General features: G+C 34.7%; 8 protein-coding genes. 5 read left to right on the top strand and 3 right to left on the bottom strand.

Going from position 1 to position 12,193, the window contains the following annotated elements:
- The first annotated feature begins 171 nt into the window (after window positions 1–171).
- The 3 genes from zntB to mgtA all read left to right on the top strand — a co-directional run bounded on the left by zntB (window position 172) and on the right by mgtA (window position 6,797).
- On the top strand, window positions 172–1,173 hold the full coding sequence (gene zntB, locus GQ590_RS10165; RefSeq protein ID WP_160408761.1) for a zinc transporter ZntB: 1,002 nt from the start codon (window positions 172–174) through the stop codon (window positions 1,171–1,173).
- Between the two features lie 72 nt (window positions 1,174–1,245).
- Complete coding sequence (locus GQ590_RS10160) at window positions 1,246–3,138, top strand: DNA topoisomerase III (protein WP_160408763.1); 1,893 nt, start codon at window positions 1,246–1,248, stop codon at window positions 3,136–3,138.
- 947 nt (window positions 3,139–4,085) lie between these two features.
- The gene (gene mgtA, locus GQ590_RS10155) at window positions 4,086–6,797 is read left to right on the top strand and encodes a magnesium-translocating P-type ATPase (RefSeq protein ID WP_160408765.1); all 2,712 of its coding nucleotides are present in this window, start codon (window positions 4,086–4,088) and stop codon (window positions 6,795–6,797) included.
- Window positions 6,798–7,133: 336 nt separating this feature from the next.
- Here mgtA and GQ590_RS10150 read toward each other — a convergent pair whose 3' ends face one another.
- Window positions 7,134–7,364 (bottom strand): YdcH family protein, encoded by a 231-nt coding sequence (locus tag GQ590_RS10150; RefSeq protein WP_091123127.1) that lies wholly within the window; start codon window positions 7,362–7,364, stop codon window positions 7,134–7,136.
- 224 nt (window positions 7,365–7,588) lie between these two features.
- On the opposite strand from GQ590_RS10150, the gene GQ590_RS10145 reads away from it, so the two are divergent.
- Together GQ590_RS10145 and GQ590_RS10140 are read left to right on the top strand one after the other, a co-directional pair.
- Window positions 7,589–9,109: a helicase HerA-like domain-containing protein gene (locus GQ590_RS10145; protein ID WP_160408767.1), complete on the top strand. Its 1,521-nt coding sequence runs from the start codon at window positions 7,589–7,591 to the stop codon at window positions 9,107–9,109.
- A gap of 49 nt (window positions 9,110–9,158) precedes the next feature.
- Complete coding sequence (locus GQ590_RS10140; RefSeq protein WP_160408769.1) at window positions 9,159–10,235, top strand: AI-2E family transporter; 1,077 nt, start codon at window positions 9,159–9,161, stop codon at window positions 10,233–10,235.
- Window positions 10,236–10,273: 38 nt separating this feature from the next.
- Here GQ590_RS10140 and bcp read toward each other — a convergent pair whose 3' ends face one another.
- Together bcp and hemL are read right to left on the bottom strand one after the other, a co-directional pair.
- The gene (gene bcp, locus GQ590_RS10135; protein WP_160408771.1) at window positions 10,274–10,750 is read right to left on the bottom strand and encodes a thioredoxin-dependent thiol peroxidase; all 477 of its coding nucleotides are present in this window, start codon (window positions 10,748–10,750) and stop codon (window positions 10,274–10,276) included.
- A gap of 66 nt (window positions 10,751–10,816) precedes the next feature.
- Window positions 10,817–12,112, bottom strand: coding sequence for a glutamate-1-semialdehyde 2,1-aminomutase (gene hemL, locus GQ590_RS10130; protein ID WP_160408773.1), 1,296 nt, complete (start codon window positions 12,110–12,112; stop codon window positions 10,817–10,819).
- Window positions 12,113–12,193: the final 81 nt, after the last annotated feature.

Raw genomic sequence — 12,193 nt, 5'->3', positions numbered from 1 at the left:
ATTGTTCTTGGCATGATGAATCGAGTTATGGTTGTTTTTTGCAGAATTATTATAACTCATATCATGCCGTCTAAAAAATAATCACCAAAGATCAACACGCCTTAATTAGTAGATCCTTTTTAATCTAAATTCAGTATATAATTTAAAAAACTATAACAAATGGAGCTGGTAATGACGAATCAAAATAGCGAAGGTATTATTTCTGTTTCTCATCTTCTAGAGGCTAACCCAGCTTTTTGCTGTCAGTTAGATGGTAAAGGTAAAGCTATACCGCTTAATGAACATAGTGTGCCTTCTGTTTCGCAACCATTTTGGATTCATTTAGACTTTGCTAAACAAGAAACTGTTAATTGGATAAATACCACAAACCTAGTTCCTGATTTAATTAAAAATGAGTTGGTAAAACCAAATCAAATATCCAAAGAGATTCGTTTTGAGTCGGGCGTTTTAGTCGTGTTAAAAGGCGTTAATTTTATTCCCAATGAACTTCCAGATCCTATTGTTACTTTTCGTTTTTTTATTACCGATAACATGATCATTTCAACTCGGCATCAACAAATTTCTGCTATTGCGGAATTAAAAGATCACTTAGAAAAGGGCATTGGCCCTGTGGATGTGGCCGATTGGTTGATTCAAATGTCGGATTTAATTAGTGATCAAGTTAACTTATCTTTTGATAGTGTTCACAATAAAATCATTAAGTTAGAGGAATCTGTTTTAAACCAACGTATCTTTTCTTATAAAGAGATCGGTCGGGTTCGTAAACAATTGATTGTTTTACGCCGATTATTGTCGCCACAACGTGATATTTTTGTGAAAATTTCGACTGAAAGAATATCATGGATTGATGATAACGATCGTCAACGGTTGCATGATATTTCTTATCAACAAAATCATTATGTATCAGATATCGATAGCTGTTTGTTGCGGTTAGCTTCAATTATGGAGCAGATTAATAGCTTTTTGGCCGAATCAACCAATAAACGAATTTACTTAATGTCGCTATTTACTATTATTTTTACACCAATTACATTTTTAACCAGTTTACTTGGTGTCAATTTAGCGGGTATTCCTTTTAGTAGCGAAGGTTGGTCTTTTGTTGGATTGATATTACTGCTTGTTATTATTTGTGTTATTTCAGTTATTTGGCTTAAATATAAAAAATGGTGGTAATTGGGCTAATCTTTTTTGTAAAAAACGAATAACCGTTTATAATTTTGGTATTTTTTATGAATAATTGTTGTTATGCGATCTAATCAGCCCTATCGTCTATTTATTGCTGAAAAACCTAGTTTAGCTAGGGCTATTGCTGATGTGTTACCAAAACCTCATCAAAAAGGTAATGGTTTTATTAAAGCAAGTAATGGTGATGTGGTGAGCTGGTGTATTGGGCACTTGCTTGAGCAAGCCACGCCAGAAGTTTATGATCAGCGATATAAAAAGTGGGCAATTAACGATTTACCCATCGTGCCTGAAAAGTGGATATTAACCCCAAAAAATACGACACAAAAACAGTTTGATATTTTGGTGGATCTAATTAAATCGGCCGATCAGATTGTGCATGCAGGTGACCCAGATAGAGAAGGGCAGTTGTTGGTTGATGAAGTCTTAAATTATTGCCAATTACCACCAAGTAAACGCAAAGCAATAAAGCGCTGTTTGATCAGTGACTTGAATGCCAACGCTGTTGAAAAGTCATTACAGCAATTACGCAGTAACCAAGATTTTATTCCTTTGTCTACTTCGGCTTTGGCAAGAGCACGAGCAGATTGGCTTTATGGTATCAATATGAGTCGACTTTGTACTATTGTTGGACAAAAAAACGGTTATCGGGGAGTGTTGTCAATTGGGCGAGTACAAACGCCTATTTTAGGATTGGTTGTTAGGCGTGATTTAGATATAGCGCAATTTGTACCTAAACCCTTTTATGAAGTTTTTGCCGTGCTACAAACACAAGATAATGAAATCTTCAAAGCCAAATGGCAACCTAGCGAAGCTTGCGCGCCTTATCTGGATGAGGAAGGGCGTGTTTTAGTTAAAAAATTGGCCGAAAATGTTTGCCAACGCATTAATAATCAATCAGGAAAAATTGATAAAGTTAGTAATAAAAAGAAAGAACTTGCCCCACCAATGCCATTTAATTTATCGGCACTGCAAATTGAGATGGCTAAAAAAAATGGGCTGAGTGCTCAAGATGTGCTTGATGTTTGTCAATCGTTATATGAAAAACACAAATTAATTACCTATCCAAGATCAGACTGTCGCTTTTTGCCTGAAGAACACTTAAAACAAATTACGGGGGTAAAGTCTGCCATTGAAAATAATTGTCCAGAACTGCAAACCGCAATTAGTCATGCTGATTACACTTTACGCACTAAAGCGTGGAATGACAAAAAAGTAGAGGCGCACCACGCTATTATTCCAACCTTGCGTAAAGCAAAAATGGATAACCTATCAGTTAACGAAAAAGCCGTTTATCAAGCCGTTGCAACGCAATATTTAGCTCAATTTTATCCAGCATATAAATATGCTGAATTGCAAATTGATGTTGATATTCAAGGTGGAAAATTTATTTCTAAAGCTAACCAAATGCTTGATGAAGGTTGGAAGGTTTTATTTCGAAATAAAAACAATCAAATAGAAGCTAATAACGACGATAATGAAAGTAATAGTTTATTAACTAAATTAGTTAAAAAGGGTGAAACAGTGCAATGTATTGATACTGAACTGCTTAGCAAAGAAACCCAACCACCAAGGCCATTTACCGATGCAACACTGTTGTCGGCAATGACGGGGATTGCCCGATTTGTTAAAGATCCTGAAATTAAAAAAATACTGCGCGAAACCGATGGTTTAGGTACAGAAGCAACAAGGGCTGGTATTATTGAGTTGTTGTTTAAACGTCAGTTCTTGACTCGCCAAGGTAAAGCAATACGCTCAACCGAGGTGGGTAAAAACCTAATTTTATCGCTACCTGATATAATGTCCATGCCCGATATGACCGCCCATTGGGAATTACAGTTGGATGAAATTAGTAAAAAAACATTTTCGTACCAACAATTTATGCATCAACTTAATTTATCACTATTAGATCTTGTTAATCAGTTAAAAAATGCAAGGTTAAATATTTGTGCCTAATGGTTAGATACAAACAAATCAATGTGTGGTTAGCCTATCTATTTTGTTTATTAAAATCGAAAATTTAATTTTATTATTGAATAATCTTAGATAGTTAAAAAAGCGTTTTATCAATAAACACATTATGGAAAAGTGTTTTAAATTGAAATAGATAGTTTTCTAAAACTTTTTGATGAAAATTTTACAAACAGTTAATTGTTTTTTTGCTTAAATAGACTAAACAAGACAACTTGCCACATTATATAATCAACCTGATGACTATAGGTTGTGCTCAACGTTAAATTATAGTCTTTTTATGGAGTGCAAACTAATCAATCATGAAGATAAAAATAACGATAAGTGCTGTTTTTCAATAATTATCACTTTTTTATGTCTTTATAGATTGACTTTTATTTCTTAAAAGCGTATAAAATGCGCGCCTTTTGAGCTTTTTTTCCTTTTTTAGTTATTATGAAAACTAAAAATGAGGGTGAAGAAAAGTTGAAATACAAAGTGTAGAGTTCAATTTACAGGAGAAATATGGACACTCAATCGGGTCACCCCAAAATGCGGGGAGATAAATTTAAACACATCATTATCGGTTAACGAACCTGTCTAAATCATCATTTTTTCAGTTCACAAACCGAAATTGATAAAACGGTAACGGTGAACGATATGCATTTTTTTACACGCTATCACACAAATTCAAAACATCAATGTGCACACAGCTTTATGCAGTGTATTTTGCACCTTTCAGAAAAACATTTAGAACCACCGAGTTGTATCTAAATTCTTAATTAATTCTGTTGCTAATTAAATTTAATGCTCAGCCCAAGCTATACAAAATAGCTTTACAGGCTAATTTTGCTATGCACTAAATTTTAGCTAATCACAAAATTTAATTATTTATTGTTATTTAGTAACAATAAGTTGGCCTACTTTTGCCAAAATTATGAATATAGGTACTTATGATGACAAAAAATACATCAAAAACTAAAGCACAAAATAGTGTAGATATTAAAGCTATCAACGAAGCCCAAAGCAGTCTTGATAGTATTTTAGCTAAATTTCAATCCAGCCTTTCAGGATTAACACAAGAAAGTGCAAAGTCGAGAATTGAAACATATGGAAAAAATGAAGTTGCCCGTGAAAAGGTACCGTCAGTTTTAGTACAACTATTAATGGCGTTTAATAATCCATTTATATTTGTATTATTAGCATTAGCTATTGTTAGTTTTGTGACTGATTTTTGGTTACCTTTGCAAAATGGTGAAGAGACCGATTTAACAGGGATTATTATTATTTTAACGATGGTCTCACTTAGTGGATTATTGCGTTTTTGGCAGGAGTTTAGATCGAACAAAGCGGCCGAAGCTTTAAAATCAATGATTCGCACAACCGCAACTGTATTGCGTCGTGCACATAAAGATATGCCCCCTGAGCGCATTGAAATTCCATTAAGTGAAATTGTTCCAGGGGATATTGTTTATTTATCCGCAGGTGACATGATCCCGGCAGATATTCGGTTGATTGAATCTAGAGACTTATTTGTTAGCCAAGCGGTATTAACTGGCGAATCAATCCCCGTTGAAAAATATGACACGTTGGGCGCGGTAACACAAAAAACGACTGATAATATTGAACAATCAGATATTGCTAAAGATAATGTACTTGATGTCAATAATATCTGTTTTATGGGCACCAATGTGGTTAGTGGAACAGCTACAGCCATTGTAGTTGCCACCGGTGCGGATACGCATTTTGGTTCGTTGGCAAAGTCAATCGTTGGTTCGCGCGCTGAAACTTCGTTTGATCGTGGTGTTAATAGTGTAAGTTGGTTGCTTATTCGCTTTATGCTTATTATGGTGCCAATTGTCTTTTTTATTAATGGTTTTTCAAAAAATGATTGGGGCGATGCTGCATTGTTTGCATTAGCGGTAGCAGTTGGTTTAACACCAGAAATGTTACCAATGATTGTAAGCGCCAATTTAGCTAAAGGCGCCGTTGGTATGGCAAAGCGCAAAGTAGTTGTTAAACGACTTAACGCTATCCAAAATTTTGGGGCAATGGACATTTTATGTACCGATAAAACAGGCACCTTAACACAAGATAAAATCATTTTAGAGCATCATCTTGATATCAATGGTCAGGTCGATTCATCTGTTTTAGAGCTAGCTTGGCTTAACAGCTATTATCAAAGCGGTATGAAAAATCTGATGGATAAAGCGATTATCCGTTTTGCCGAAGAAAAGACCCGTATGAAAAAGGTGGGGGCTAGCTTATACAAAAAAATTGATGAATTACCGTTTGATTTTGTGCGTCGTCGTTTATCGGTGGTAGTACAAAATGATAGTGATAACCATTTAATGATTTGTAAAGGTGCTGTTGAAGAAATGCTATCGATTGCAAGTCATGTTTATGAAAATGGCGAATATTTACCATTAGATGACAAACGCAAACAAGCATTAATTGCTTTAGCGCATGATTATAACAAAGATGGCTTTAGAGTGTTAGCAGTTGGTATAAAAGACATTCCCGCTAGCGAAACAAAAGCGCAATATACAGTACAAGACGAAACAGCCCTTGCAATTCGTGGTTTTTTAACCTTTTTAGATCCACCAAAAGAAAGTGCATTTGAAGCAATTTCGGCTTTAAATGAACATGGTGTGGGTGTTAAAGTGTTAACAGGTGATAACGAAATTATTACTATCAAAGTGTGTCGAGAAGTCGGTTTAGAACCAGGTATACCACTACTAGGCACTGAAATTGAAAAAATGGACGATGCCGAACTTAAAATACAAATCGAACAACGTACTATTTTTGCTAAATTAACACCATTGCAAAAATCACGAATTATTCGATTATTACAAGATAATGGCCATACTGTGGGCTTTTTAGGTGATGGTATAAACGATGCGCCAGCACTTCGTGATGCCGATGTTGGGATATCTGTTGATACCGCAACTGATATCGCGAAAGAATCAGCCGATATTATTTTGCTTGAAAAGAGCCTAATGGTATTAGAGGAAGGTGTAATATGTGGTCGTGAAACCTTTGGTAATATCATGAAATACTTAAATATGACGGCAAGTTCAAATTTTGGCAATATTTTTTCAGTATTGGTTGCTAGTGCGTTTCTACCATTTTTACCTATGCTAGCGATACATTTACTCATTCAAAATTTGCTGTATGATATTTCACAGCTCTCATTACCATGGGATAGAATGGATGATGAGTTTTTACAAAAACCACGCAAATGGGATGCGCTAAATATTAAGCGATTTATGATTTGGATTGGGCCAACATCATCTATTTTTGACATCTCAACGTATGCATTAATGTGGTTTGTTTTCAGTGCTAATAGCGTTGAAATGCAATCATTATTCCATTCGGGGTGGTTTATTGAAGGGTTATTGTCACAAACATTAGTGGTGCACATGCTTAGAACACAAAAAATCCCATTTGTGCAAAGCACTGCGGCATTTCCTGTTATTGTGATGACCTTGTTGATTATGGCTGTGGGTATTTATATTCCGTTTTCTCCACTTGGTGGATTAATTGGGTTAGAACCATTACCTTTGTCATATTTTCCATGGCTTTTAGCAACCTTATTTAGTTATTGCTGTGTTGCACAATTGATGAAACGGATTTATATTAAACGCTTCGGACAATGGTTTTAATACAACAATAATAACTGATTACCAATAACCGCTAAGCGATATAAATGTCGCTTAGCTATTCTAAAATTTATATAGTAAAAGTAATTAAAAATTAATTTATTAACCATATAATTATAACAAAAGGAAATAATCTATGAAAAAACCGCATAAAAATTTAATTATGCTGCTCAAAAGCCGAAAACAAAAAAAAGCACAAGCGCAGCTAAATAATTAAAACCAAAATGGTTAGTATAAACAGTTAGGTTTAAAGATAATAAAAAACCCCAGTCGTTGGGGTTTTTATTTGCATTTCTTATAATAAATCGATTAATTAAAATTTTTGCAAATGATACTTGGCTATATGTTCTCAATTGTATCAGATGCTTTTTTCAAGATTTCATAAATTTCGTCTTTAAGCTTTAGTTTTTGTTTTTTTAACGCTTCTATCGTTTCGGTTGTGTTGACAATAATACCTGATTCAATATTTTTGATTTTTTGATCGAGTTCATTATGTTGATCAAACAATTTTTGAAAACGTAAATCGGTATTTTTTAATTTAGAAATGATTTCTCGATATTCTGGAAACATAACGCCTCCTTATTTAGGCTAGATGGAATAATAACAATAGCGACTATTGCTAATTCAGAATACAATATAATTAACTCGTTTCATAGAGAAATTATTTTTATAGATGGGGCGGTTTTATAAAAAGGCTATTATTATAAATAAACTGCTGTTAGAGCAAAATTTTTTCGAGACAGATTTGACCGTAACAATATTATTTTAATCACAAATTAATAAGGGGTTACCTTATGAGTGAATCAATTGTAATTGCCAAAAGCCAAGGTAAAGATCTATCTATTATAGCGGCATTAGCTAATCGCCATGGTTTAATTACTGGCGCAACAGGTACGGGTAAAACAGTAACATTACAAAAAATGGCTGAAGGATTTTCGAAAATCGGTGTGCCCGTTTTTCTTGCTGATGTAAAAGGCGACCTAACAGGCATTGGTGAACAGGGAATATTATCTGAAAAATTACAAGCTCGCTTAGCCAGTATTGAAGTAAATGATTGGCAGCCCGATTCATCACCGATTGAGTTATGGGATATTTTTGCTGAAAAAGGAATACCCGTTCGCAGTACAGTGTCAGATATAGGACCGATTTTACTTAGCCGATTACTTGATTTAAATAATGTACAATCAGGTGTATTACAGTTGATATTTAAAATCGCTGATGATAACAACTTATTATTAATTGACTTTAAAGATCTTCGTATATTAATTCAATTCGTGGGTGATAACGCAAAAACGTTTACAACACAATATGGCAATATTTCATCATCATCAATTGGTGCAATTGGGCGAGGGCTATTAACATTAGAACAACAAGGCGCTGAATTTTTTCTTGGCGAACCGATGTTAGGTATTCAAGATTTAATGCAAGTTAATCCTCAAGGCCGTGGTGTCATTAACATACTATCGGCAGAAAAGTTATACAATTCGCCTAAATTATATTCTATCTTTTTATTATGGCTATTGTCCGAAATTTTTGAACACTTGCCTGAAGTAGGCGATCTTGATAAACCTAAACTTGTTTTCTTCTTTGACGAAGCTCATCTTCTTTTTAACGATATTTCTCCTGCATTATTACAAAAAATAGAACAAGTTGTACGCTTAATTCGTTCTAAAGGTGTGGGCGTTTATTTTGCTTCTCAAAACCCGACTGATATCCCTGATACGATCTTAGGGCAATTAGGTAATCGTGTACAACACGCTTTGCGTGCATTTACACCTAAAGACCAAAAAGCAGTAAAAACAGCCGCCCAAACTATGCGAGCCAATCCAAGTTTTGACACTGAAAAAGAGATTATGGAACTTGGCGTTGGTGAAGCGCTTATTTCATTTCTAGATGAAAAAGGTCGCCCAAACATGGTTGAGCGTGGTTATATTATTGCGCCAAGTTCAAAAATGGGAGCAATGTCGCCAGATAATCAATCATCGATTATTCATCAATCTCGTTTTTATCATAAATATGCACAAACTTTAGATAGGCAATCGGCCTATGAAGTATTAAAAGCTGGATTTTCGTTAAATAATATGTCTAATCAAGATAACAATAGTAGTGATGACAAAAGTAATGATACTAATAATAAACAAAATAATGGCGGATTACTTAATTTTTTTAGCACACTCCTTTTTGGTTCTAAAGGGCCAAAAGGCGGGCAACATGATGGCATAACCCAACAAATTGCCAAAAGAGCAACAAGACAAGTTGTGAATCAAATTGGCAAACAGATCACTCGTGGTATATTGGGTGGTTTTAAAAAATAATTAAATAGAGTTTATTACTCTCAAAAGTTAGTAAAGTAGGAGTATTTTAATGTTAAAAATGTTTATTGAATGGTATAAAAAGCGCTTTAGCGATCCGCATGTTGTTTCGTTAATGGTTGTAATTATTAATCTATTTATCATCATCTATTTTTTCAATAAAATTCTGCTACCTGTTTTAATCGCGATTGTACTTTCTTATTTGCTTGATAGGCCAGTCAACTTTTTACACAAAAAAAATATTCCAAGAACGCTTGCTGTGGTAATGGTATTACTGCTTTTTTTGATGATTGTATTAATTGGATTTATGATCTTATTACCATTAATTTGGCAGCAAAGCATTAGCTTAATCACCAATATTCCAAACATGCTAAATTTTGCTAACAATTTTTTAACCACTTTGCCTCAGCACTATCCAGAATTGATCGATGTACGCTTATTTGACTCAATAATCCAAGGTATTACTAACAAAGCTGTACAAACAGGTAACTCATTATTGCAATTTTCAATTGTCTCTTTATTAGGGTTAGTTTCAGTTGCGATTAATGCAGTCTTAGTGCCCATCATGATGTTCTTTTTATTAAAAGATAAAGCCAAAATATGGGGGTATTGTTCAAAAATCTTACCTAAAAATCGTACAATTTTAAACAAAGTAGCCAATGAAATGGATATGCAAATAGCTAATTATATTGTTGGTAACGTATTGCATATTATTATTTTAACCGTTTGTATTTATCTTCCTTTTTGGTATTTTGGTTTAGATTATGGACTTTTATTAGCTGTGATTGTCGGCTTATCGGTATTGGTGCCTTATGTTGGTATTATTATTTCAAGTATTCCTGTTGTTCTTATTGCTCTCTTTCAATGGGGATTAACCGCTCAATTTGGTTATTTGCTATTTTTCTATATCTTAATACAAGCATTAGATGGTAACTTACTCGTGCCTTGCTTGTTTTCTGAAAAGCTCAATTTACACCCACTGGTTATTATTTTAGCGGTGATTGTCTTTGGTGGTTTATGGGGATTTTGGGGGATATTTTTTGCGATCCCACTAGCAACTTTAGTTAAAGCTATTATCAATGCTTGGCCAAAACAAGACGAATTAAATAATGCAAATGGTGTGAGTTAAAAGCAGACTAATAGCTAATCTGCTTTTATTTACTCTAATTATTTAGGGTGGTTTTTAAGGTAATCTAAAACCACCTCGTGATGGTTAGCAGTTTTAAAATCATTAAATACTTTTTCAATTTTCCCGTCTTTACCAATTAAAAAGCTAATACGGTGAATACCATCATAAGTTTTACCCATAAACTCTTTTTCGCCCCAAGTACCAAATGCTTGGGCGACCTCGTGATTTTCGTCAGAAAGCAATGTAAAATTCAACAACTCTTTTTCAACAAATCGAGATAACTTTTCTGGTTTATCAGTACTAATTCCAAGGATTGCTACATTATACTTTTTAAAGTCATCAGCACAATCCCGTAAATTACAAGCTTGCACCGTACAACCTGGTGTCATTGCTTTTGGATAAAAATAAATTAAAACACGGTGACCTTTAAAGTCTTTCAAGCCTATTTGCTCTCCGTCTTGGTCTGGTAACGAAAATTGAGGAGCTTGTGCGCCTTCTTTAAGTGGATTAACCATATAATTATTACCTATTTAAGTTAAGTCGTTTAATTTGTTATGTCTTTGGGTATATTAAAAACAGTATTATTTTTCTAAATTACTAAAAAAACGGCTTGCAGCATCAATTGTGTGATTGATCTCTTTATCTGTATGTTTAAGTGACATGAAGCCTGCTTCAAATGCTGACGGTGCAAAATAGACACCTTCGTTAAGCATATGATGATAGAATTTTTTGAATAATTCAACATCACACCGCATCACATCTTGATAACTGGTTACTTCTGGAGCAGTTGTAAAAAATAACCCAAACATGGCACCTACATAATTCACCACTAATGGCACATTATGCTTTTTAGCTGCCGCCAACAAACCGTTGGCAAGCGATGCACTTTTATCTTCTAATTCTTGATATATACCTACTTCCATCAACTTTGTTAATGTCGCATATCCTGCTGCCATTGCAACGGGGTTACCTGAAAGCGTTCCAGCTTGATAGATTGGTCCAGTTGGTGCTAGTTGTTTCATAATATCAGCACGACCACCAAAAGCACCAACAGGCATACCACCACCAATAATCTTACCTAAACAAGTCAAATCGGGCACCACATCATAATAATCTTGAGCACCACCTAACGCGACTCTAAAGCCAGTCATCACTTCATCAATAATCAACAACGCACCATATTCATCACAAAGCGTACGCAAGCCTTGTAAAAACGATTTCTTGGCTGGCACACAGTTCATATTGCCAGCCACTGGTTCAATAATAATGGCGGCGATATCGTTAGGATATTGTGCAAATTGCTTTTTGACAGATTCTAAATTGTTATAGTCACAAACTAAGGTATGCTTAACAAAATCATTAGGTACTCCTGGCGAGGTTGGATGACCAAACGTAAGGGCACCAGAGCCAGCTTTAACTAATAAATAATCGGCATGTCCATGGTAACAACCTTCAAACTTAATAATCTTGTCTCGCCCAGTAAAGCCACGCGCAACACGAATGGCACTCATGGTTGCCTCGGTTCCTGAATTTACCATTCGCACCATTTCAATAGAGGGCATCAGTTGTGAAACCAAATTAGCCACTTTTATTTCAATTTCGGTTGGTGCGCCATAACTTAATCCATTATGCACGGCATTAATGACCGCATTAGCAACATCGGGATCGTTATGCCCAAGAATCATTGGTCCCCAAGAGCCGACATAATCAATATAGGCTTTATTATCGACATCATAAATATATGCACCGTTTGCACGCTCAATAAACAAAGGTATGCCACCGACACCATTAAAAGCACGAACTGGAGAATTAACGCCACCAGGCATAACCGATAAGGCTTGATGATAAAGAGCTTCTGATTTGAAAGTATTTAGCATAATTGAGATAATCTCTCTAAAAAAATTTGTTGTATTTATTCATAAAATCAAAACAAATTCAAGCTAGCTAACAAAAATTTA

Origin of the sequence: Gilliamella sp. Lep-s35 (genome assembly GCF_009795845.1) — a bacterium.
GTDB lineage: Bacteria > Pseudomonadota > Gammaproteobacteria > Enterobacterales > Orbaceae > Gilliamella.
Note: the sequence above shows the minus strand (reverse complement) of the source record. Positions and strands in the feature narration are given on the sequence as shown.

Bases quoted from the DNA above. Each gene is read 5' to 3' on its own strand.
- zntB (WP_160408761.1), top strand. From the start codon at position 172: ATGACGAATCAAAATAGCGAAGGTATTATTTCTGTTTCTCATCTTCTA.
- GQ590_RS10160 (WP_160408763.1), top strand. From the start codon at position 1,246: ATGCGATCTAATCAGCCCTATCGTCTATTTATTGCTGAAAAACCTAGT.
- mgtA (WP_160408765.1), top strand. From the start codon at position 4,086: ATGATGACAAAAAATACATCAAAAACTAAAGCACAAAATAGTGTAGAT.
- GQ590_RS10150 (WP_091123127.1), bottom strand. From the start codon at position 7,364: ATGTTTCCAGAATATCGAGAAATCATTTCTAAATTAAAAAATACCGAT.
- GQ590_RS10145 (WP_160408767.1), top strand. From the start codon at position 7,589: ATGAGTGAATCAATTGTAATTGCCAAAAGCCAAGGTAAAGATCTATCT.
- GQ590_RS10140 (WP_160408769.1), top strand. From the start codon at position 9,159: ATGTTAAAAATGTTTATTGAATGGTATAAAAAGCGCTTTAGCGATCCG.
- bcp (WP_160408771.1), bottom strand. From the start codon at position 10,750: ATGGTTAATCCACTTAAAGAAGGCGCACAAGCTCCTCAATTTTCGTTA.
- hemL (WP_160408773.1), bottom strand. From the start codon at position 12,112: ATGCTAAATACTTTCAAATCAGAAGCTCTTTATCATCAAGCCTTATCG.